26 protein-coding genes are annotated in these 21,832 nt (G+C 54.3%); 20 read left to right on the top strand and 6 right to left on the bottom strand.

The annotated features are described in order from the left end of the window. The first annotated feature begins 1 nt into the window (after window position 1). The 13 genes from GC56T2_RS12135 (at window position 2) to GC56T2_RS12075 (ending at window position 10,854) form a co-directional block, all read left to right on the top strand. On the top strand, window positions 2-355 hold the full coding sequence (locus tag GC56T2_RS12135; RefSeq protein ID WP_144975496.1) for a diacylglycerol kinase family protein: 354 nt from the start codon (window positions 2-4) through the stop codon (window positions 353-355). Window positions 356-480: 125 nt separating this feature from the next. Continuing rightward, on the top strand, window positions 481-879 hold the full coding sequence (locus tag GC56T2_RS12130; protein WP_144975494.1) for a cytidine deaminase: 399 nt from the start codon (window positions 481-483) through the stop codon (window positions 877-879). Then, the gene (gene era, locus GC56T2_RS12125; protein WP_033018938.1) at window positions 872-1,780 is read left to right on the top strand and encodes a GTPase Era; all 909 of its coding nucleotides are present in this window, start codon (window positions 872-874) and stop codon (window positions 1,778-1,780) included. Before GC56T2_RS12130 ends, era begins: the two co-directional genes overlap by 8 nt. Before the next feature lie 100 nt (window positions 1,781-1,880). Continuing rightward, on the top strand, window positions 1,881-2,024 hold the full coding sequence (locus GC56T2_RS12120; RefSeq protein ID WP_144975492.1) for a YqzL family protein: 144 nt from the start codon (window positions 1,881-1,883) through the stop codon (window positions 2,022-2,024). A gap of 31 nt (window positions 2,025-2,055) precedes the next feature. Beyond that, window positions 2,056-2,844 (top strand): DNA repair protein RecO, encoded by a 789-nt coding sequence (gene recO / locus GC56T2_RS12115; RefSeq protein WP_033844186.1) that lies wholly within the window; start codon window positions 2,056-2,058, stop codon window positions 2,842-2,844. A 70-nt stretch (window positions 2,845-2,914) separates the two neighbouring features. Next, the gene (gene ccpN / locus GC56T2_RS12110; protein ID WP_255516148.1) at window positions 2,915-3,541 is read left to right on the top strand and encodes a transcriptional regulator CcpN; all 627 of its coding nucleotides are present in this window, start codon (window positions 2,915-2,917) and stop codon (window positions 3,539-3,541) included. 18 nt (window positions 3,542-3,559) lie between these two features. Next, a complete protein-coding gene (locus tag GC56T2_RS12105) occupies window positions 3,560-4,360 on the top strand; it encodes a pyruvate, water dikinase regulatory protein (RefSeq protein WP_144975490.1) in 801 nt (266 codons plus the stop codon). 516 nt (window positions 4,361-4,876) lie between these two features. Then, entirely contained in the window at window positions 4,877-6,676 is a 1,800-nt protein-coding gene (gene dnaG / locus GC56T2_RS12100; RefSeq protein WP_144975488.1) for a DNA primase, read from the top strand. A gap of 33 nt (window positions 6,677-6,709) precedes the next feature. After that, window positions 6,710-7,837 carry an RNA polymerase sigma factor RpoD gene (rpoD, locus tag GC56T2_RS12095; protein ID WP_033018947.1) on the top strand — a complete coding sequence of 376 codons (1,128 nt, stop codon included), beginning with the start codon at window positions 6,710-6,712 and terminating at the stop codon, window positions 7,835-7,837. A gap of 76 nt (window positions 7,838-7,913) precedes the next feature. After that, the gene (locus tag GC56T2_RS12090) at window positions 7,914-8,429 is read left to right on the top strand and encodes a hypothetical protein (RefSeq protein ID WP_144975486.1); all 516 of its coding nucleotides are present in this window, start codon (window positions 7,914-7,916) and stop codon (window positions 8,427-8,429) included. A gap of 108 nt (window positions 8,430-8,537) precedes the next feature. Further along, window positions 8,538-8,900: a cytochrome c550 gene (cccA, locus tag GC56T2_RS12085; protein ID WP_144975484.1), complete on the top strand. Its 363-nt coding sequence runs from the start codon at window positions 8,538-8,540 to the stop codon at window positions 8,898-8,900. Window positions 8,901-9,031: 131 nt separating this feature from the next. Beyond that, window positions 9,032-9,736, top strand: a complete 705-nt coding sequence (locus tag GC56T2_RS12080) for a tRNA (adenine(22)-N(1))-methyltransferase (protein WP_144975482.1) — start codon at window positions 9,032-9,034, stop codon at window positions 9,734-9,736. Continuing rightward, window positions 9,733-10,854, top strand: coding sequence for a Nif3-like dinuclear metal center hexameric protein (locus GC56T2_RS12075; RefSeq protein ID WP_144975481.1), 1,122 nt, complete (start codon window positions 9,733-9,735; stop codon window positions 10,852-10,854). Before GC56T2_RS12080 ends, GC56T2_RS12075 begins: the two co-directional genes overlap by 4 nt. Before the next feature lie 71 nt (window positions 10,855-10,925). Here GC56T2_RS12075 and GC56T2_RS12070 read toward each other — a convergent pair whose 3' ends face one another. Together GC56T2_RS12070 and GC56T2_RS12065 are read right to left on the bottom strand one after the other, a co-directional pair. Then, window positions 10,926-11,876 carry a 4-hydroxy-3-methylbut-2-enyl diphosphate reductase gene (locus GC56T2_RS12070; protein ID WP_144975479.1) on the bottom strand — a complete coding sequence of 317 codons (951 nt, stop codon included), beginning with the start codon at window positions 11,874-11,876 and terminating at the stop codon, window positions 10,926-10,928. A 249-nt stretch (window positions 11,877-12,125) separates the two neighbouring features. After that, the gene (locus tag GC56T2_RS12065) at window positions 12,126-12,665 is read right to left on the bottom strand and encodes a YqfQ family protein (RefSeq protein WP_255516080.1); all 540 of its coding nucleotides are present in this window, start codon (window positions 12,663-12,665) and stop codon (window positions 12,126-12,128) included. Window positions 12,666-12,836: 171 nt separating this feature from the next. Between GC56T2_RS12065 and GC56T2_RS12060 the strand changes: the two genes are divergently transcribed. Then, window positions 12,837-14,147, top strand: coding sequence for a DEAD/DEAH box helicase (locus GC56T2_RS12060; RefSeq protein ID WP_144975477.1), 1,311 nt, complete (start codon window positions 12,837-12,839; stop codon window positions 14,145-14,147). Window positions 14,148-14,179: 32 nt separating this feature from the next. Beyond that, complete coding sequence (locus GC56T2_RS12055) at window positions 14,180-15,079, top strand: deoxyribonuclease IV (RefSeq protein WP_144975475.1); 900 nt, start codon at window positions 14,180-14,182, stop codon at window positions 15,077-15,079. A gap of 21 nt (window positions 15,080-15,100) precedes the next feature. Here the strand turns inward: GC56T2_RS12055 and GC56T2_RS12050 are convergent, their stop codons facing one another. Beyond that, entirely contained in the window at window positions 15,101-15,361 is a 261-nt protein-coding gene (locus GC56T2_RS12050) for a DUF2624 domain-containing protein (RefSeq protein WP_144975473.1), read from the bottom strand. Between the two features lie 319 nt (window positions 15,362-15,680). Here GC56T2_RS12050 and GC56T2_RS12045 point away from each other — a divergent pair, with 319 nt between their 5' ends. The 4 genes from GC56T2_RS12045 (at window position 15,681) to GC56T2_RS12030 (ending at window position 18,780) form a co-directional block, all read left to right on the top strand. Beyond that, complete coding sequence (locus GC56T2_RS12045) at window positions 15,681-16,562, top strand: YitT family protein (protein ID WP_144975471.1); 882 nt, start codon at window positions 15,681-15,683, stop codon at window positions 16,560-16,562. 81 nt (window positions 16,563-16,643) lie between these two features. After that, a complete protein-coding gene (locus GC56T2_RS12040) occupies window positions 16,644-17,399 on the top strand; it encodes a metal ABC transporter ATP-binding protein (RefSeq protein ID WP_144975469.1) in 756 nt (251 codons plus the stop codon). 131 nt (window positions 17,400-17,530) lie between these two features. Beyond that, on the top strand, window positions 17,531-18,361 hold the full coding sequence (locus GC56T2_RS12035; RefSeq protein ID WP_144975467.1) for a metal ABC transporter permease: 831 nt from the start codon (window positions 17,531-17,533) through the stop codon (window positions 18,359-18,361). Next, entirely contained in the window at window positions 18,361-18,780 is a 420-nt protein-coding gene (locus GC56T2_RS12030) for a Fur family transcriptional regulator (protein ID WP_144975465.1), read from the top strand. Before GC56T2_RS12035 ends, GC56T2_RS12030 begins: the two co-directional genes overlap by 1 nt. Window positions 18,781-18,894: 114 nt before the next feature. Here GC56T2_RS12030 and GC56T2_RS12025 read toward each other — a convergent pair whose 3' ends face one another. Further along, window positions 18,895-19,467 carry a hypothetical protein gene (locus GC56T2_RS12025; protein WP_144975463.1) on the bottom strand — a complete coding sequence of 191 codons (573 nt, stop codon included), beginning with the start codon at window positions 19,465-19,467 and terminating at the stop codon, window positions 18,895-18,897. A gap of 97 nt (window positions 19,468-19,564) precedes the next feature. Between GC56T2_RS12025 and GC56T2_RS12020 the strand changes: the two genes are divergently transcribed. Continuing rightward, on the top strand, window positions 19,565-19,912 hold the full coding sequence (locus GC56T2_RS12020; RefSeq protein WP_144975461.1) for a DUF4190 domain-containing protein: 348 nt from the start codon (window positions 19,565-19,567) through the stop codon (window positions 19,910-19,912). Between the two features lie 301 nt (window positions 19,913-20,213). On the opposite strand, the gene ispG is transcribed toward GC56T2_RS12020, so the two are convergent. Further along, window positions 20,214-21,344, bottom strand: coding sequence for a flavodoxin-dependent (E)-4-hydroxy-3-methylbut-2-enyl-diphosphate synthase (gene ispG, locus GC56T2_RS12015; protein WP_033018962.1), 1,131 nt, complete (start codon window positions 21,342-21,344; stop codon window positions 20,214-20,216). A gap of 82 nt (window positions 21,345-21,426) precedes the next feature. Then, window positions 21,427-21,738 carry a LysM peptidoglycan-binding domain-containing protein gene (locus tag GC56T2_RS12010; RefSeq protein WP_144975459.1) on the bottom strand — a complete coding sequence of 104 codons (312 nt, stop codon included), beginning with the start codon at window positions 21,736-21,738 and terminating at the stop codon, window positions 21,427-21,429. Window positions 21,739-21,832 lie beyond the last annotated feature (94 nt).

Raw genomic sequence — 21,832 nt, 5'->3', positions numbered from 1 at the left:
CATGCGCTTGCGGCGGGAACGGGATCGTTTCGCGTGGGCGTGGGCGGGAATGAAGGCGGCGGTCAAAGAGGAGGCCCATCTGCGCTTCCACTTAGCGGCCGCCGTTGCCGCCTGTATTGCCGGTTGGGCCGTCGGATTGTCGCGCTGGGAATGGGTCGTGCTCGTGTTGGCGGCGGGCGCGGTCATCACGTTGGAGCTGGTCAATACGGCCATTGAACGCGTTGTTGATTTGGCGACGGACAAGTTCCATCCGCTCGCCAAAGCAGCGAAAGACATCGCGGCGGCCGCGGTGCTAGTCGCGGCCGGGTTCGCCGTCGTCATCGCGGTGCTCTTGTTTTGGCCGCATCTTCGTTGAGCGAAGGAAAGAGAAAATTCTAATTTTTCTGTTACATTTTGATTTCAAATGATGAAATTCAAACGTGTTTTTTGTAAAATAAAAGAAAGCAGCGTGGATTGCCCGCAGGAAAGGAAGAGTCACCCGTGAACATCGAATCGCTAATTGCTGAAGCGAAACAAGCGCGCGAACTCGCTTATGTCCCTTACTCCAAATTCAAAGTCGGCGCCGCGCTCTTGACCAAAAGCGGCGCCGTCTACCGCGGCTGCAATATTGAAAATGCCGCTTACAGCTTGTGCAACTGCGCCGAGCGAACGGCGCTGTTCAAAGCGTATTCGGAAGGGGAACGGGAATTTGTGGCGTTGGCGGTCATTGCCGACGCGCCCCGCCCAGTGCCGCCGTGCGGCGCCTGTCGCCAAGTGATCGCCGAACTTTGCCCGGGTGGGATGAACGTCATTTTAGCGAACCTAAAAGGCGATGTAAAAATTGTAACGGTCAGCGAATTGCTGCCGGAAGCTTTTGCAGCGGAGGATATGCATGAATAAAGAAGGATACAAATCAGGATTCGTCGCGATCATCGGAAGACCAAACGTAGGCAAATCGACGTTTTTAAACCGCGTCATCGGGCAAAAAATCGCCATTATGAGCGATAAGCCGCAGACGACGCGCAACAAAATCCAAGGCATTTACACGGATGATGACGCGCAAATCATCTTTATCGACACTCCCGGGGTGCACAAGCCGAAGCATAAACTCGGCGATTTTATGATGAAAGTGGCGCTCAACGCGCTGCGCGAGGTCGATGTCATCCTGTTCATGGTCAACGCCGAGGAAGGGTTTGGCCGCGGGGAGGCGTTCATTATCGAGCGCCTAAAGGAAGTCGACACCCCGGTGTTTTTAGTCATCAACAAAATCGACCGCGTCCATCCGGATGAATTGCTGCCGCTCATTGAGCAGTACCGCGGGTTGTACCCGTTTGCAGAAATTGTGCCGATTTCCGCGCTCGAAGGAAACAATGTCGAACGCTTGATTGAACAGATTAAACAGCGGCTGCCGGAAGGTCCGCAATATTATCCGCCCGATCAAATTACCGACCACCCCGAGCAGTTTATCATCGCTGAGCTCATTCGCGAGAAAGCGCTTCACTTGACGCGCGAGGAGGTTCCGCATTCGATCGCCGTCGTCATCGAACGGATCGAGCGGCGCGAGGAGACGGGCGTGGTCTACATTGGCGCCGTCATCATTGTGGAGCGCGATTCGCAAAAGGGCATTATCATCGGCAAACAAGGCCGCATGCTGAAAGAAATCGGGCAGCGGGCGCGCGCAGACATTGAAGCGCTGCTTGGGTCGAGAGTGTTTTTGGAGCTGTGGGTGAAAGTGCAGAAAGACTGGCGCAACCGGCTGGCGCAGCTGCGTGACTTTGGATTTCGCGAAGAGGAGTATTGACGCTAGAAAAATTTACGCGACATAAACCGTTTTGGCCCGAGCCACCCTATAAACACAAGGCCAATACGCCATGCCTGCAGGCGGAAAGAGGTGTCATTCCATGCTTGAGTTTACGTGGAAGCTGTTTAGCCAAACAGGCAATATCGATACGTACCTTTTATTTAAAGAACTAGAGCGGGAGCAAAAGCTGTACGGCGAAGAACAATATGCCGAACAAGAAGAAATCGATCAGCCGATCTCATAGCATCGTCATGGATGGAAGCGGTGGTGATGAGATGTACGAAACGTGCGAAGCGATCGTCATGCGGACGGTCGACTACGGGGAAACGAACAAAATTGTGACCTTGTTTACGCGAGAATGGGGAAAGGTGGCTGCCATGGCAAGGGGCGCAAAAAAGCCAAGCAGCCGCCTTTCTGCTGTTACGCAGCCGCTCTGTTACGGGCGCTACGTCGTGCGCCGCAGCCGCGGGGTCGGCGTTCTCCAGCAAGGGGAGCTGATCGATTCGATGCGGATGTTGCGCGAGGATTTGTTTGCCGCGGCATATGCCGCGTACCTTGTCGAGCTCACCGATAAAGGGACGGAAGAGCAAAAGAGCAACCCGCACTTGTTTGCCTTGCTGCTGCAGACGTTGCGCTATATGAGCGAAGGGCGCGATGCCGAGATTTTAACCTTCATTTATGAGATGAAGATGCTCTCCGTGCTTGGCGTCCCGCCGCTGCTCGACCGCTGCGCCCGCTGCGGGGCGACCGTCGGGCGCTTTTCCTTTTCGATCAAGGAGGCGGGCTTTCTTTGCCATCGCTGTGAAGCGGCGGATCCGCACCGGTTGCCGCTGTCTCCCGCTTCAGTCCGGCTGCTGCGCCTCTTTTCCCGCTTTGACCTCAGCCGACTGGGCGCCGTTTCCGTTAAAGCGAGCACAAGAGCGGAGCTGAAAGCGGTCTTGTCTGCCTATTACGAGGAGTATACGGGCCTCACGCTCAAAACGAAGCGTTTTTTGGCGCAGATCGACGAGCTGCGGGACAAGCTTGGCCCGAGCGGCGGGCAGGGGGAGCCATTTTCCTTGTAAACGGTTCGTGTAGTATAATATAAATGAGAATGATAGCGTGTGGGACCTTTGGGCAAGGTGGTGAGCGACGATCGAACTGAATAAACGCCAAGAGCAAATTTTGCAAATTGTCAAAGATTACGGGCCGATCACCGGCGAGAGCATTGCCGAAAAGCTGAATTTAACCCGGGCGACGCTGCGGCCGGATTTGGCCATTTTAACGATGGCCGGCTACTTGGAAGCCCGTCCGCGCGTCGGCTATTTTTACACAGGAAAAACAGGCACACAGCTGTTTGCCGATAAAATCAAAAAGATGAAGGTCGAAGACTATCAGTCGATTCCGGTCGTCGTCAATGAAAACGTCAGCGTCTACGACGCGATCGTCACGATGTTTCTCGAAGATGTCGGCACATTGTTCGTCGTCGATGACGAGTCGCTTCTTGCCGGGGTGTTGTCGCGAAAAGATTTGTTGCGGGCAAGCCTCGGCAAGCAAGAACTGACGGCCATCCCTGTCAATATTATTATGACGAGGATGCCGAATATCGCCGTCTGTTACAAAGATGACCCGCTCATCGATGTAGCCGAACAGCTGATTGAAAAGCAAATCGATGCCATGCCGGTCGTGCGCAAGACGGAAAAGGGATATGAAGTGATCGGCCGCATTACGAAAACGAACATGACGAAAGCATTTGTCTCATTAGCCAAAGATGATGTGTGACGGAAAAGGAGGGAGACTATGAACCAGCGCCTCGTTTACGTCGTATCCGATTCCGGCGGGGAAACGGCCGAGCTTGTCGTCAAAGCGGCGGCGAGCCAGTTTTACGCCTCTTCCATCCAAGTGAAGCGCGTGCCGTATGTCGAGGATAAAACGACGCTCGCGGAAGTTGTCGCCTTGGCGAAAATGAACCGTGCCATTATTGCGTTCACGCTCGTCGTTCCGGAGATGCGCGAATTTTTGCTCGCCGAAGCGGCGCGCGAAGGGGTCGTCGCCTACGATATCATCGGTCCGCTCATTGAAAAGATGAGCGATTTGTTCGGGTTGACGCCTAGGTACGAGCCGGGCCAAGTGCGCGTGCTTGATGAAGATTACTTCAAAAAAATCGAGGCGATCGAATTTGCGGTCAAATACGATGACGGCCGCGATCCGCGCGGCATTTTGCGCGCCGACATTGTGCTGATCGGCGTGTCGCGCACATCGAAAACGCCGCTGTCGCAATATTTGGCCCACAAGCGGCTGAAAGTGGCGAACGTGCCGATCGTTCCGGAGGTCGAGCCGCCGGAGCAGCTGTTTCAAGTCGGGGCGGACAAATGTTTCGGCTTGAAAATCAGCCCGGACAAACTGCTGTCCATTCGCCGCGAGCGGCTGAAATCGCTCGGTTTGAACGACCAAGCCATTTATGCGAACATGGACCGGATTAAAGAAGAGCTCGCCTACTTTGATGAGGTCGTGAAAAAAATCGGTTGCGATGTCATTGATGTGACGAACAAAGCAGTAGAGGAAACGGCAAGCATCATTCTAAAAACGTTCAAGCGTTAACAGCTCGCCATCCGCACGATTTCCTGCCGGTGATCGTGCGTTTTTTTATGGCATCTTTTCAACGCTTGTATTATAATAAAAAATTGCGAGAAAAAATGGCTCGTCGAGGTTTAGAGCGAGGATGAGACGAGTAAACTATTGATAGCTGTTTGTCAAGGGAAACCAACAAAAGATTTTCGACAAAGTTGTCGATGGTTCGCCAAAAAAAGCAGGATTTTTTGACGAAGGTGTAGAATAGTAGGGGGGAAGCCGACCCTTGTTCGCCTCCGGCTGTCCGGTGTCCCAAAAATGAAAAGAAAAAAGTGAAATTTTCTGTTTCTTGCTGAAATATAATATATCGAGTACATCGTTGGGCTGCGCCGCTGCCGTCGGCGCGCCCTTGGCAGTCTAGGGCGGTCGGCCGGGCTCATTCACTTGGCGGGCAAGGGGCGAACCTAGAGACGTTGAAAAAATTTGTCGAAACAAAAAGGGAAATCGGCCTGCCGCCGAGAATAAATACGATGCGAGGTTGTTCGTATGGGACATCGCATTCCCGAAGAGACGATTGAGGCCATTCGCCGAGGCGTTGATATCGTGGATGTCATCGGCGAGTACGTGCAGTTAAAAAAGCAAGGCCGCAACTATTTTGGCTTATGCCCGTTTCACGGGGAGAAGACGCCGTCGTTTTCCGTTTCCCCGGAAAAACAAATTTTCCACTGCTTCGGTTGCGGGGCAGGCGGAAACGTCTTTACGTTTTTAATGGACATCGAGGGCCTTTCGTTTGTGGAAGCGGCGAAACGGCTTGCCGTCAAGGCTGGTGTTGATTTGTCCTCCTATGATGAGAACGTTGGCGAAGGGGCGGACGGCCCGGCTAGCGAAGCGAAGGCGATGATGGAAGCACACGCGCTGTTGAAGCGTTTTTACCATCATTTGCTTGTCCATACAAAAGAAGGACAAGCCGCGCTCGACGCTTTACAAGCGCGCGGGTGGACGATGGAGACGATCGAGCGGTTTGAGATCGGCTATGCGCCCGATGTGCCTGACGCAGCCGCCAAGCTGCTCGAAAGCCGCGCTTTTTCGCTGGCATTGATGGAAAAGGCGGGCCTGTTGCTGAAACGAGAAGACGGGCGGTATGTCGACCGTTTCCGGAATCGGATGATGTTTCCGATTCATGACCATCGGGGCGCAACGGTCGGGTTTTCCGGCCGCTCGCTTGGAGAAGGGCAGCCAAAGTACATCAATAGCCCGGAAACGCCGATTTTCCGCAAAGGGACGCTTTTCTATTTCTTTCACGAGGCGCGTGTGCCGATTCGAAAGCGCCAAGAAGCGCTGCTTGTGGAAGGGTTTGCCGATGTCATTTCCGCCGTGCAGGCGGGCGTTGATTACGTGGTGGCGGCGATGGGAACGTCGCTCACCGAGGAGCAGGCTCGCCTGTTGCGCCGTCATGCGGAGACGGTCACGATTTGCTATGACGGCGACCGCGCCGGAATGGACGCGGCTTGGCGGGCCGCCGAACAGCTGAGCGCGCTCGGCTGCCAAATCAAGGTGGCCTCGCTTCCGGATGGGCTTGATCCGGATGAATATATACGCGTTTACGGCGCGGACCGCTTCGTTGGCGAAATCGCCGCCGCAAGGCCGCTGATGGCGTTTAAACTGGAGCGGCTGCGGCACGGCAAAAACTTGCAGGAAGAAGGCGATCGGCTCCGTTATATCGAGGAGGCGCTCCGGGAAATCAGCAAGCTGTCAAGCCCGGTCGAAAAAGATTATTACGTGCGCCAGCTCGCGGAGGAGTTTTCGTTGTCGCTGTCTGCGCTTTACGAGCAGCTCTCCCACCATAAGCGCGAGCAGCCTAAGCCGCCGGAAGCCGACGCTGGCCGGACGGAGGCGCGGCCGGCGCTGGCGAAAAAGCTGCTGCCTGCCTTTCAAAACGCCGAGCGTCTGCTGCTTGCCCATATGATGCGAAGCCGCGACGTGGCGCTCATCGTGCAAGAGCAGGTCGGCGGACGGTTTAATCTCGAGGAGCACCAAGCGCTGGCCGCTTACATTTACGCCTTTTACGAGGAAGGGCACGAGGCCGACCCAAGCGCCATTTTGTCCCGGCTGCCGGGCGAATTGCGGCCGCTCGCAAGCGAACTGTCGCTTTTGCCGGTGGCCGATGAGGTTTCGGAGCGCGAGCTTGCCGATTGCATTCGGCATGTGTTGAATCGCCCGAAATGGTTAATGCTAAAGGAAAAAGAGCAAGAACAAACGGAAGCGGAGCGAAGAAAAGATTTTTTGACAGCCGCCCGCATCGCCAAAGAAATGATTGAAATAAAAAAAATGTTATCTTCTTCATAACATGTGGTATGAGTTTTTAAAGGAGGTAATGAAATGGCTGAAAAACCAGCCCAATCCAAACAGGCTGAAGCTGCCGGCGAATCGCTCGAGCAAGTCAAAGAGCAGCTCGCTGAGCTGGGGAAAAAGCGGGGCATTCTCACCTACGAGGAGATTGCTGAGCGGCTGTCCGGATTCGATTTGGACTCCGACCAGATGGACGAATATTATGAATACCTTGCTGACCAAGGCATTGAAGTCATCAGCGAATCTGGGCTCGAGGCGGACCCGGATCTTGACGAGCTGGAGAAAGAGGAGGAGTTTGATTTAAACGATTTGTCCGTTCCCCCTGGCGTCAAAATCAATGACCCGGTGCGCATGTATTTAAAAGAAATCGGCCGCGTTCCCCTTTTGTCAGCCGAAGAGGAAATCGAGCTGGCCAAGCGGATCGAGCAAGGCGATGAGGAAGCGAAGCGCCGGTTGACAGAAGCCAACCTCCGCCTTGTCGTCAGCATCGCCAAACGGTATGTCGGCCGCGGTATGCTCTTTCTCGATCTGATCCAAGAAGGAAACATGGGCTTAATCAAGGCGGTCGAAAAGTTTGACTACCGAAAAGGCTATAAATTCAGCACGTACGCGACTTGGTGGATCCGGCAAGCCATCACGAGGGCGATCGCCGATCAGGCGCGAACGATCCGCATCCCCGTTCATATGGTGGAAACGATCAATAAATTGATTCGCGTCCAACGGCAGCTGCTGCAAGATCTCGGCCGCGAACCAACGCCGGAAGAAATCGCCGAAGAAATGGATTTGACGCCGGAGAAAGTGCGGGAAATTTTAAAAATCGCCCAAGAGCCGGTGTCGCTGGAAACGCCGATCGGTGAAGAGGACGACTCGCATCTTGGCGACTTCATCGAAGACCAAGACGCCACATCGCCCTCGGAACACGCCGCTTACGAGCTGTTAAAAGAGCAGCTGGAAGATGTGCTCGACACGTTGACCGACCGCGAGGAAAACGTGCTCCGTCTCCGCTTTGGTCTTGACGACGGCCGGACGCGAACGCTCGAAGAAGTCGGCAAAGTGTTCGGTGTGACGCGCGAGCGCATCCGGCAAATCGAAGCGAAAGCGTTGCGCAAGCTGCGTCATCCAAGCCGCAGCAAACGGTTGAAAGACTTTTTGGAGTGACCGGTTTTTTCGATAGTTTACTTCTTCATGAAGTAAACTATTTTTTTCTCTCATGTTTAAGAAAGGTGAGCGACCGATGAATCGGCAACGACAGGAAATCATTATCCGAGAAATTGAATATTGGAAACGCTCGCGGCTTTTGCCGGAACAGTATTGCGATTACTTGCTGGCGCTCTACACCGAAGGCGGCGTTCGCCCGCGCGGTCGCCCATGGCGCGGCTCGCTCGCCGTCGCCCTTTGTCTTCTCCTTCCAGCCGCTGCTCTTGTCATTTATTTTACTGAATTGTCATTCGTTTTGCAAACGCTCCTTTTTGCCCTTTTTTTGGCGATCTGTCTTTTTCTCGGTTGGCGATGGCGGCGTGAGCGTCTGCTGTTCCATGTTCCGCTCATCGCCGGCGCTTGGCTGCTGCTCGTTGCGTCCGTTGCCGGGAGCGAACGGTATTTTCCCAGGCAAGGGGGAATGCTGGCGGCTGTTGTGCTTGGAAACTGCGCGCTTTGGCTGGTGATCGGGCGGTTGTTTCGCATCCCTTATCTGTTGGTTGCCGCCGCGCTTGGCGCGCTGCTTGTCGCCGTGATCGCTTGGTGGCGCTGAATGTGGGCCGTTTCCATTTGTAAAACTTAGGGCTTTTCGTTGTCCCGCATTTACAGTAAAATAAAATTGTTTGTAGCGCTTTTCATCATACATAAGGGAGGTAAAAAGATGAACCGCAATCCGCTCATCCCGTTTTTCATCATCATGGCGTTCGGGATTGTGCTGACGTTCGTCTTGTCGTTTAAAGGACTAGGCGATGAAAAGGAGATGGCTCAAGAGAAAAAAGGCGGCGAAAAGACAGAACAGGCTGCTGAATTTAATCCGGAGCAGTTTTACCAACAAACATGCGCCAGCTGTCACGGACAAAATTATGAAGGCGGCATGGGTCCGGCATTAAAAGGAGTTGGCGAACGGTTATCGGCAGACCAAATCAAAGATGTCCTGCAAAATGGGCGCGGCCAGATGCCGGGCGGTCTTGTACCGGCCGAAAACCTCGATGCGATGGCCAAATGGCTGGCCGGCCTGAAATAATGGCGATTGCATCCCTTTGCTTTTGGCAAAGGGATCTTTGTTTTGTACAATAAAAGCAAAAGGCATGGAAGGGAGGGAAACGCAGCCCGCCATCGTGGAAAAATGGTGGAGAGCCGGTTGCATCGAAAGCCATGAATGAATATCGTCTATCCAAACGGCTGGAAACGGTCGCTTCCTTCATTCCAAAGGGGGCGGTGCTTGCCGATATTGGTTCGGATCATGCCTATTTGCCTTGCTACGCTTGTTTGCACGGCTATGCCACCAAGGCCGTTGCCGGCGAGGTGGCGGATGGGCCGCTGCGCTCAGCCCGGCAGCAGGTGGAAACGTGCGGCCTTTCTGACCGGATTTCGGTGCGTAAGGGCGACGGTCTTTCGGTCATCGCTCCCCACGAAGTCGATTGCATTACGATCGCCGGCATGGGCGGAGCGTTGATCGCTCGCATTTTGTCCGACGGAAAAGAAAAGCTTTCCGGCGTGAAGCGGCTCATTTTGCAGCCGAACGTCGGCGCTGAACGAGTTCGCCGCTGGCTGCTCGAACATGATTGGGAGTTGATCGCCGAGCGCATTTTGAAAGAGGACGGGCACATTTATGAAGTGTTGGTCGCCGAACGCGGCGAGGCCGAGCGGCCATACCGCCATTTGGAAGCCGAACTGCTGCTTGGGCCATTTTTGCTTCGGGAAAACAATGACGTGTTTCGGGAAAAATGGCAACAGGAGCTTCGCCATTGGAAGCAAATCGCCGCTGATTTGGCGGCCAACGGGCAAAGCGAAGCAGCGGCAAGGAAGCGGCGCGAACTGGAGCGAAAAATTCGTTTGGTCGAGGAGGTGCTGCCATGAGTCGTGTTCCGTACGGCTACGAAATCGTTCAGCTCATCGAGCAGCTGGCCCCGAAACAGCTGGCGATGAAGGACGATCCGATCGGCTTGCAAATCGGCACGCTCAACAAGCCGGTCAAAAAAGTGATGGTTGCCTTGGATGTGCTCGAAGAAGTCGTGGCTGAAGCGGCGAACGAGCAGGTCGATTTAATCATTGCCCATCATCCGCCGCTTTATCGCCCGCTCAAGCGGCTGCTGACCGATGACGGGCATGGGCGGATGATCGCCGCCTGTCTCAACTATGGCATTGCCGTGTACGCTGCCCATACGAATTTGGACGTGGCCGCTGGCGGCGTGAACGATTGGCTCGCCGAGGCGCTCGGTCTCCACCATCCGACCGTGTTGGTGCCGACCTATACCGAGCCGCTCAAAAAACTGGTCGTGTACGTGCCGGTGACGCACGCTGAAGCGGTGCGCAAGGCGGTGGGCGATGCCGGCGCCGGCCATATCGGCCGTTACAGCCATTGCACATTCAACAGCCGCGGCATCGGGACGTTTTTGCCGGAGGAAGGGGCTCAGCCGTTTATTGGTGCGCAAGGGCGGCTTGAGGAAGTCGAAGAAGTGCGCATCGAAACGATTGTGCCGACCGCGTTGGAACGGGAAGTGGTACAGGCGATGCTGGCCGTTCACCCGTACGAGGAAGTCGCGTACGATCTTTACCCGCTTGACAATGAAGGTCGTCGCTTTGGGCTTGGTCGCATCGGCCGCCTGCCGCAGCCGATGACGCTGCGCGCATTGGCTGAGCGGGTAAAGACGGTGTTTTCGGTTCCGGCGGTGCGCGTTGTCGGCCGGCTTGACGATGTCGTGCAAACGGTGGCGGTGCTCGGCGGGGATGGGAATAAGTTTGTTGCCGCGGCCGCATCGGCCGGGGCGGACGTATACGTGACAGGGGACGTGTATTACCACACCGCCCATGACGCCCAAGCGCTCGGCCTTCGCCTCATTGATCCCGGACATCATATCGAAAACATTATGAAAGAAGGTGTAGCTCGATACTTGACCGCCGAGCTCGCCAAACGTCAATGGGACGTGGAAGTGTTCGCTTCTCGTGTTCACACCGATCCGTTTCAGTTCGTATGAACGGCCGATAAAAAGGCTGTCTTGGACGCGCGGTTTTCTCGCTTGTCCAAGGCAGCCTTTTCAAACAGCGGTTACTGTTCTTTTTTTGTTTTCACTTTCGGCAAGATTTTTTGCAGCGGCACTTTCCGTTCCCATTTCCATGTCGATGGGTCGTTCGGGTCAAACTGCTCCAAAAAGTCGATCACTTCTTTCGTAATCGGCGTCGGAGTGGAAGCGCCGGCGGTGACGGCGACTTTTTTCGCCGTTTTAATCCAGTCGATGTCGATCTCGGTCACATCGGCAACGCGATACGCTTTCGTGCCGGCGATTTCTTCCGACACTTGGGCAAGGCGGTTCGAGTTGTTGCTGCGCGGATCGCCGACAACGATCGTCACATCGGCTTCTTTAGCCTGTTCGGCGACCGCTTCTTGCCGGAGTTGGGTCGCAAGACAAATTTCTTTATGCATTTCCACATGAGGATATTTCTCTTTCACTTTCGCCATGATGTCGGCGACGTCCCATTGGCTCATCGTCGTTTGGTTCGTCACCATCAGGCGTTCGTTGGCAAGCGACAGCCGTTCGACATCTTCGACCGTTTCAACGAGATGGATGCGTTTCGGGTTGATGCCGACCGCCCCCTCCGGCTCCGGATGCCCTTTTTTGCCGATATAGATGATATCGTAGCCGTCGGCGAGCTTTTGTTCGATAAGCTGATGGGTTTTGGTCACATCCGGGCAGGTGGCGTCAATCGTGACGAGCCCTTTTTCCAGCGCTCGTTTTTTTACTTCCGGCGACACGCCATGGGCTGTGAAAATGACCGTGCCGCGGTCGATTTTTTCTAAAATTTCCAATCGATTTTCCCCGTCCAGCGTGATGATCCCTTCTTCGGCAAACGCGTCTGTGACGTGTTTATTGTGAACGATCATGCCAAGAATATAAATCGGACGCGGCAATGACGCATCCAACGCCGCGTTGCGGGCGATGACCATGGCGTCGACGACTCCGTAACAATACCCGCGCGGGGTAATTTTAATCACTTCCATTGCATTCCCTCCCTGCCGCCGGTCATGCGGCGGTTGTTCATCTTCATTATATCGGAGTGCGGGAAGGAAGACAAAGAATAACCGCCCCATGGTGCCAATGCTGGGGCGGATCGGGGTTAGATATCCGATTTTGTCATCAAGGTGGGAAGCGGCTTGCTCCTTTGATTTGCCACCCTTCTAGGTTCGCTATCCAATGTTGGCGCCGAGCGGTTTCCCCGTTTGCGATGGTTCGGCTGAAAATGGATCAGTTTAGATATACAATTTTGGCGTCGAGGGCCGCGGCGCGGTCGATGGCGGCCGTTTTTGCGGCTCATCGTCCGCCGCCTTGGGGACGGGGCGCTTTTTTTGTTTCGCTGCCGCCGGTTTTGGCGCGCTGTCTTTTGTCGCGCTCTCCGTCTTGGCCTCGCTTTCTTCTTCATCGGCCGGCTTTAGCTCCCGAAAAATGCGGATCATGGCCGGAAGATTGCGGATGAGCGGACCGTATTGCTGAACCATCGGCATCACGTTTTGGGCGATGCCGAGCATTTTTTGCACGTTGTTCAACATGCCGATCAATCCGCCGCCCGTGTTGGTCGCTGCCGCTGTAGGGGCGGCGCCTGGCAGCGTTGGCAGCCCCCACAAAGACGAAGAAACGGTCGGCGTCTGTGCGCGCGAAAAGAGGCGGGTCAATAGGTTGCCAGGGCCGTTCGGACGAAGCGGCGCCGCTGGCATCCGGGTGAAAGGGAACGGCGGCCCGCCGGAAAACGGGGACGGCATCATCGGGGGGCGTCCGTATCTCATGGCCGTCATGTCGGTCTCCTCCTTTCAATCGAGCGGATGAACAAATGTCCTCGTTCTAACCTATGCGTGCGGGAAAGGAAAGGTTTTTCGTTGACTACCCCTTGAGTTGCGGCCGGCGGCAGACATTCGCTATAATGGTGAAGCGAACAAAGGGCGTACCAAAGAAGGGAGTGATGTGAAATGGCCGAGACGCTATTTTCCCGTTTCCCGTTTCAGCCGTTTCTGATCGAAGCGATCAACGCGCTTCGCTTTTATAAACCGACGGAAATTCAAGAGCGCGTGATTCCCAAGGTGTTGCGCGGCGAAAGCATGGTCGGACAGTCGCAAACCGGCACGGGGAAAACGCACGCCTATTTATTGCCGATCATAGAGAAGATCGACCCGAAGCGCGCCGAAGTGCAAGCGGTGATCACCGCACCGACCCGCGAGCTGGCGACGCAAATTTACCACGAAACGCTGAAAATAACAAAGTTTTGTCCAAAAGATCGCATGATTGTCGCCCGCTGCCTCATCGGGGGGACGGATAAACAAAAAGCGCTCGAAAAGCTTCATGTGCCCCCGCATATCGTCATCGGTACGCCGGGCCGCATCAACGATTTCATTCGCGAACAGGCGCTTGATGTGCACACCGCTCGCATCCTTGTGGTCGACGAGGCGGATTTGATGCTCGATCTCGGGTTTCTCGTCGACGTCGATCAAATTGCCGCGCGGATGCCGAAAGAGCTGCAAATGCTCGTCTTTTCGGCAACGATCCCGGAAAAGCTGCGACCGTTTTTGAAAAAATATATGGAAAATCCAACCTTTGTCCATGTCGCTCCGAAGCAGGTTGCCAACGAGCAGATCGAACACGTGCTCATTCCGCTGCGCGGACGGGACAAGGTAAAGCTTCTTTATGACGTATTGGTCAGCTCCAATCCGTATTTGGCCATCGTGTTTGCCAATACGCGAAAGATGGCGGATGACATCGCCGACCGTCTCGCGGAACAAGGGCTGAAAGTAGGCGTCCTCCATGGGGATTTGACGCCGCGCGAACGGAAAAAGATGATGAGCCAAATCCGTGACTTAGCGTTTCAGTACGTCGTCGCCACCGACCTAGCGGCGCGCGGCATTGATATCGAAGGCGTCAGCCACGTCATCAATTATGAGCTGCCGGAGGACTTGTCGTTTTATATCCATCGAGCTGGGCGGACGGCGCGCGCCGGTTATAGCGGGGTAGCGATGACGATTTATGAGCCGTCCGATCAAGACGCCATCGCCCGGTTGGAAAAAATGGGTATCGCCTTTGTCCATCGCGATCTCGTGCGCGGGGAGTGGAAGGAGCTGCCCCCATGGAATCGGCGGAGCAAGCGGGCGGACGAAAAGCGCGATGAGCTGGCGCTGCTTGTTGACAAGATGAAAAAAGCGAAGCGAGTCAAGCCCGGCTATAAGAAAAAGCTGCGCGCCGAGCTGGAGAAGAAAAGGAAGCGGTTGGGGCGCTTCAAACAGTCATAGCCGGTGCGGACAGAAAAGGGAGAGAATGACAAATGGTAAAAATCGGATCACACGTGTCCATGAGCGGGAAAAAAATGTTGCTTGCCGCCAGTGAGGAGGCGGCATCGTATGGCGCGAACACGTTTATGATTTACACCGGGGCGCCGCAAAACACAAGGCGCAAAGCGATTGAAGAGCTCAATATCGAAGCCGGGCGCGCGCACATGAAAGCGCACGGCATTGAGGACATTGTCGTCCATGCTCCGTATATTATCAACATTGGCAATACGGTCAATGCCGATACGTTTGCGCTCGGTGTCGAGTTTTTGCGCGCGGAGATCGAGCGGACGGAAGCCATCGGCGCAAAACAGCTCGTCCTCCATCCGGGCGCCCACGTCGGCGCTGGCGTGGAAGCCGGGCTTCGGCAAATCATCCGCGGGCTGAACGAAGTGTTGACGCGCGAGCAGACGGTGGAGATCGCCCTTGAAACGATGGCCGGCAAAGGGTCGGAATGCGGGCGCACGTTTGAGGAGCTCGCTTATATTATTGACGGCGTCACGCACAACGACAAACTGTCTGTCTGCTTTGACACGTGCCATACGCATGACGCCGGCTATGACATCGTCAACGATTTCGACGGCGTTCTGGCTGAGTTTGATCGGATCATCGGACTGGAGCGGCTCAAAGTGCTGCACATCAATGACAGCAAAAACCCGCGCGGAAGCCAAAAAGACCGCCACGAAAACATCGGTTTTGGCTACATCGGGTTTGCCGCGCTCAACTACATCGTCCATCATCCGCAGCTTTCGTCGATTCCGAAAATTTTAGAGACGCCTTACGTTGGCGAAGACAAAACCAACAAAAAGCCACCGTACAAGCATGAAATCGCCATGCTGCGCACACAGGCATTCGATGCCCAGCTTCTTGAAAAAATCATGGCTGAAGAGCAATAAAAAAGGGCGTTTCGCCCTTTTTTACTTTTTTTTCATAAATTGCAAAAATAGTTCGTTCGCTTTCCTAGCGATCTCGGGTGACGTAATTTTGGCCAACTCGCGCACCCACTTTTTCCGTTCTTGCGGGTCAAAGACGTTAATGTCATTTGTGCGGGCGAGATCGAGAATGGTTTGCGCTTGTTTGATCGTAATCGCCAAACCGTAACGATGGCTGTAGGCAACGAGCTCCTCGGGAGTGATCGTTTTCAGCTTTTGCCTGACAAGTTGTTGATACACGTTCATCGCAGCCGCCTCCTTGCTTCTGCTCCCATCATATGACGTGAATGGAAAAGACGTGTATGGTATAATAAAAAAGGCTCTTCTTCAGCGCCGGTGCCTGAAGGCTAGGGAAAAACCGCTGATTTGCTTCATCAATGGGAGAGCGAGTGAAAAACAGGACCGATGCAACAAGATGTTTCGAATTGAGAAATGACATGGTAAAGCCGCATCGACAAGTCAACCACCAGCCTCCTAGCAAACGGGAAGGGAAGCTCGACGTAAGCGTTTGACGATGCGCACAGCCGGGGTCATTTACACGGAACGGAAAGGATGGGAGAGAAGTTTGGGAGTCAAACAACATAAAAAAGAACCGTTCGTCCACGTGATGTATCGGGTGCTGATGATCGCTATCGGCGCCTCTTTGGCGGCGTTTGCCATTGAGCGGCTGCTCGTTCCGAACAAAATGATTGATGGCGGCATTATCGGTGTCTCGCTGATTTTGGATTATGTCATTCCGGACGAATGGCGGCTGTTGAATTTCGCCACGCTTGTCATCCTCTTGAACGCCCCGTTTATGTATTTCGGCTACAAGCAAATCGGCAAAACGTTCATGTTATCGACCATTTTGGGCGTCTTTGTTCTCGGCGCCACGGAACGGCTGTTTCATCATTTTTCCCCGCTGACGACCGAGCCGATTTTGGCGACCGTGTTCGGCGGTTTGGCGCTCGGGCTTGGCGTTGGGCTCGTCATCCGCCACGGAGGATCACTCGATGGAACGGAAATTTTGGGCATCCTCTTGACGAAAAAGATTCCGTTCTCTGTCGGCGAATTCGTCATGTTTGTCAACGTGTTTATTTTCGGATGGGCGGCGTTTGTGCTCGGGATTGAATCGGCGATGTATTCGGTGATGACGTATTACATCGCTTCGAAAACGATTGATGCGGTGATCGAAGGGCTTGATGAAACAAGGGCGGCTTTTATTGTCACTGACTATTATGAAGAAATTTCCGACGCCATTTTGCACCGCTTGGGTCGCGGGACGACGAAGCTGATCGGCAAAGGCGGCTACACGGACGAGCAAAAAGAGATTATTTATGCGGTCGTGACGCGGCTCGAGGTAAGCAAGTTAAAGGCGATTGTCAATGAAATCGACCCGGATGCCTTCATCACCATTATGGCGACGCATGAAGTGCGCGGCGCTCGTTTCAAATCAGCGATTCATTGAGTTTACAAACGCGGCGCGATCGTCTATACTGGCACATAGGGGAAAATCGTAATGATTCTGAATTGCTGAGGGAGACCAGTTATGGAACAACGGCCTGTTGTGCAAGTAGAAGATGTATCGTTTCGGTATGAAAAAGAAGACGTGCTAGAGCACGTCCATTTGTCCGTGCCCAAAGGGGCGTTTTTGGGGCTCGTAGGGCCGAACGGTTCGGGAAAATCAACGCTGTTGAAATGTGTGCTCGGTTTGTTAAAGCCGACAAGCGGACGCATTTTCTTGTTCGGCGAGCCGGTCGAGTCGTTTCGGGCTTGGCAGCGGATCGGGTTTGTATCGCAAAAAGCAAACAGCTTTAACCGCGGGTTTCCGGCAACGGTGGAAGAGGTCGTGACGGGCGGATTGGCGGCGAAGCGCGGCTTGTTCCGGGCATTGCGGCGCGAGGACTACCGGGCGGCCGAAGCGGCGCTCGAAGCGGTTGGCCTAGGGGGCTTGGCGAAGCGCAATATCGGTGAGCTGTCTGGCGGCCAGCAGCAGCGAGTCTTTATTGCCCGGGCGCTGGCGAGCGAACCGGAGTTGCTCATTTTGGATGAGCCGACCGTCGGGGTCGATGCGCGCCATGTGCAAGAGTTTTATGAGCTGCTTGGCGATTTGAACCGCCGCGGCTTAACGCTCATATTAGTGACGCATGACATCGGAACGATCACTGACCGCGTGACTCATATCGCCTGCTTGAACAAGCGCCTTTATTTTCATGGAAATACAGAAGAGTTTGCGCAGCTCGGCGATGAGGCGATTTCCCGGTTTTACGGCCATTCGCTTCGCGTTCTTTGCCACGGGCATTAACGAGAGCGGCGAAACACGGAACAGCGGTCCAGAGCCGTTCGCCCCTTTTGAATAGCAACGCTTCAAAAAACGGAATCGTTTGTTTCGGCGCGGGCCCTTGGCAGGAAATGATGACAATGGAGGAATGACGGGTGTGGGAAGCCATTTGGCACTATGAGTTTTTGCGCAATGCGTTTTTCGCCGGCGTTTTGCTCGGGTTTGCCGCGCCGCTGCTTGGCGTGTTTATTGTCGTGCGGCGGTTATCGCTAATTGCGGATGCGTTGAGCCATGTGACGCTCGCCGGCATCGCCGCAGGGCTGTTGCTTGGGAAAACGGCAACGGCCGCGGCCGGTTGGAATCCTCTTTACATCGGGATGGGCTTTTCGGTGCTCGGCTCGTTGTTTATTGAGAAACTGCGAACCGTCTACCGTCATTATGAAGAGCTCGCCATTCCGATCATTTTATCGGCGGGCATCGGCCTTGGCGTCATATTGATTTCCATCGCCAACGGGTTTACCACCGATTTGTTTTCATATTTGTTTGGCAGCGTTAGCGCTGTCAGTCGAACGGACGTGTGGACCGTGCTGGCGGTGGCGCTCGCCGTGGCGTTGGTGATTGCGTTGTTTTATAAAGAGCTGTTTCTTCTTTCGTTTGATGAAGAGTATGCTCGCGTTTCCGGCGTGCGCGTCAAGCTCATCCACTTTTTGTTTATTTTGTTGGTGGCGCTTGTCATCGCGGCGTCCATGCGCATTGTCGGCGTTCTTCTCATTTCTTCGCTGATGACGCTGCCGGTCGCAGCGAGCATCCGCGTGGCGAAAAGTTTCCGCCAAGCCATCGCTTTTTCCGTGCTGTTTGGCGAGCTGGCGGTCGTCGCTGGGCTTTGGGCGGCGTATGAGCTCGACTGGGCGCCAGGCGGGACGATTGTCATGACGGCGGTCGTTCTGTTGCTTCTCGTTTTGGGCTGGAAAAGGAGGCGGCGTTGATGAACGTCAACGAAGCGTTGCAATTCATGAAAGAAAAAGGGTTCAAATATACGGAAAAACGGCGACAAATGCTCGAGCTGCTTGCCGAAAGCGACAAATATGTAACGGCGAAAGACGTGCTTGAAGCGCTTCGCCCTCTTTATCCGGGCTTGAGCATGGATACGGTCTACCGCAATTTGGCGCTCTTTGCTTGGCTTGGCATTTTGGAAATGACGGAGCTGTCCGGGGAAAAGCATTTCCGCTTTGCCTGCGACGCTCATCGCCATCATCACCACTTCATTTGCACTCGCTGCGGCAAGACGAAGGAAATTGACGCCTGCCCGATGGATCGGCTGGCTATCGAACTCGATGGCTATGAGATCGCTGATCATAAATTCGAAATTTACGGAACGTGCCCGCAGTGTCAACAACGGGGCTGACCGAAAAGGTTGTCTGCCTTCAAGATCGGCACAACCGATCGTGCGGCAGAAGCAGTCAGCACGTAGATAGCAACGAAAGAGGGTATCCCGATCCTTTTGGGACACCCTCTTGTTTTATGGGGAAGGAGAAAGGCGCCGCTCGATTTCGCGCTTCGCTTGGAGCCAGTTGCGGACGCGGATGACGTTTTCCGGAAGCGGTCCTTGGTTGTAAGGGGTGTCAAACAAAATGACCGGGATGCCGCATTGTTCGGCGATGGCGCAAGCGTTGTCGTAGTTGTCTTCGAAAAAAGCAGCAAGCTGGTAACGGCGGACGGCGTCAAGTTTATCGTGCGAGCCGAGCAGTTCAATATGATGGTAATGAACGCCATGCCGCTGGAACCAGCGCTCGGTAAGCTTGTGCAAATGACGGCCGCGCGCGCTGATGTAGTACAGCTCATACCGGTCTTTCCAGCTGTCGATCACCTCGAGGGCGTAGCGAGCGAGCGGAGCCCGCTCATAAATGTCTGCCTCGTTTTCTTCAAGCCAACGGTCCATTTCCTCGTCCGTCACCCCATACAGCGGGGCTAAATGATATTGAGTAATATCGGTGAAGGACAGCGGCTTGCCAAACGCCTCGTTTAAATAAGGAATGAAGGTGGTTGGGCATGTCACAGTGCCGTCGATGTCAAGACCGAGCCGTTGTTTCATCGCTATATCCCCCTTTTAGAAAATATTCACAATGATAAAATGGCGCCGCTTTCCCATACTAAGAATGCTCCTTACTTTAGGAAAGCGAGGGAAGCATATGGCAGATGACCGCGAGCGCACGTATAATGGAAACTACGTGCAATCGATTGGAAAAGAAGAACCTGAACGCCCATTCATGGAAGAAACTGCTGCTGAAATGGCCGAGCCGATTCGCCGCCGCGATGAGCGGGACGAAGAGCGCGCCGATGGCACAGGGCTTGGATGGCTCGCCTTGGCGTTGTCCATCATCGCTTTGTTTATTTGGCCCATTTTGTTGGGAGCGGCCGGCATTATTGTCGGATTTATCGCGCGCCGGCGCGGAGCGGAAACGCTCGGAGCGTGGGCGATCGGGATCGGCGTCATCGCGATTCTCGTCCGCCTGTTTATTATGCCGTTTTACCCGTAAAAAAAGCAAGGGTGTCCCCGTCAAAGGGACGCCCTTTTTCGCGTTGGTCTGTCGGTCGCGCTTCGGCTACTCTAGGAGGGCGGTGATGAAAGGGATGGGTTGCTTCACCGCCTTGTTTCTCAAATGGAGAACCTTTGTGGCACGGGCTTCTCGTTTCACGTCATCCGCCGCGGGCTAGGGGCGGTTGCTGTTTTTCACCAGCTTCCTAGGAGGCTGGTGATTTGATCGTGGACACGGCTTTACCGTGTCATTTCTCAATTCGAAAAGCCTTGTCGCCACTCATAAGGGGACCGGCCGTCTTTCACCGGCCTTCTAGACCGCCGCCTTTCAGCGCAGCTGCTTTTTCCTTTTGTTTTGCAAAATATTCCTCGGCCAGTTTGTCGACTTCTTTTTTCAGCTCTTCGACCATCTGCTCTTCCGGCACTTTGCGGACGATTTTGCCGTGGCGGAACAGCAGCCCTTCGCCGCGGGCGCCAGCGATGCCGATGTCGGCTTCGCGCGCTTCGCCCGGCCCGTTGACGGCGCAGCCGAGCACGGCGACTTTGATCGGCGCTTTGATTTTGGCGATATAATCCTCGATTTCATTGGCGATGCTGATCAAGTCGATCTCAATCCGTCCGCACGTCGGGCAGGAAATGAGCGTCGCGGCATTGGAGGCGAGCCCGAACGTTTTTAAAATTTCGCGCGCCACTTTTACCTCTTCAACCGGATCGGCGCTTAAGGAAACGCGGATCGTGTTGCCGATGCCTTTGCTTAAAATGGCCCCGAGCCCGACCGCGCTTTTAATCGTGCCGGAAAAGAGCGTCCCGGCTTCGGTAATGCCGACGTGAAGTGGATAATCAAACGTGCGCGCCGCTTTTTCATACGCTTCAATGGCGAGGCGGACATCGGACGCTTTTAACGAAACGATAATATCGTGAAAATCGAGCTCCTCCAAAATGCGGATATGGTACAAGGCGCTCTCGACCATGCCGTCGGCGGTCGGATATCCGTATTTTTCTAAAATGCGTTTCTCAAGCGACCCGGCGTTGACACCGATGCGGATCGGCACGCCGCGCTCTTTGGCGGCTTTGACGACCGCTTCCACCTTCTCGCGCCGCCCGATGTTGCCCGGGTTGATGCGAATTTTGTCAACGCCTCCTTCGATCGCCTTTAACGCCAATTTATAGTCAAAGTGGATGTCGGCGACAAGCGGAATGTTGATGCGCTTTTTGATTTCAGGGATCGCCGCGGCCGCCCGCTCATCGGGACAGGCGACGCGGACGACTTGGCAGCCGGCTTCCTCGAGCCGATGGATTTGTGCCACCGTCGCATCGACGTCGTGCGTTTTCGTTGTCGTCATGCTTTGGATGATGACTTCGTTGCTGCCGCCGATCGTCAGCGGACCGACGCGGACCGGCCGCGTTTTTGAACGATGGATGATTTCACCCACGGGAATCGCTCCTTTAAAAACGAGTGCTTTTCTGCACTAAGTTTATCAATAGTGACGGACATTGACAAGAAATTCGCCGCGGTTATTTTTTGTACACCGGAATTTTGTATGTTTTTCCAATTTGAAGAGCATCCGCTTTTGCTTTCGGATTTAGTTTTTCAAAATCGCGAATCAATGTCTCAATGGAAACGGGAAGCGGCCCTTGCTGTTCGCGTTCGGCAATGGATAACAGTGTGTCGCCGGCTTTAATTTTGATGACCTTATAGGAGGGCATGCCTGTGTTCTCTCGAACAACCGGTGCCTTTGATGATCCCGGAAGCGTTCCGACAGTTAAATCTTCGTATGCGATATAGCCGACAAGGAAGGCGACGAGCAACAAAAACCACTTTTTCATTGTACCCCTCATTGCGTTTTTTATGAAATGTATGCTTGTCCGCCCAAAATATGCGAATAATTCCATAAAACATAACAAATTATTTATACGTTCT

The organism is Geobacillus sp. C56-T2, from assembly GCF_007829715.1.
GTDB classification, from domain to species: Bacteria; Bacillota; Bacilli; order Bacillales; family Anoxybacillaceae; genus Geobacillus; species Geobacillus icigianus.
Note: the sequence above shows the minus strand (reverse complement) of the source record. Positions and strands in the feature narration are given on the sequence as shown.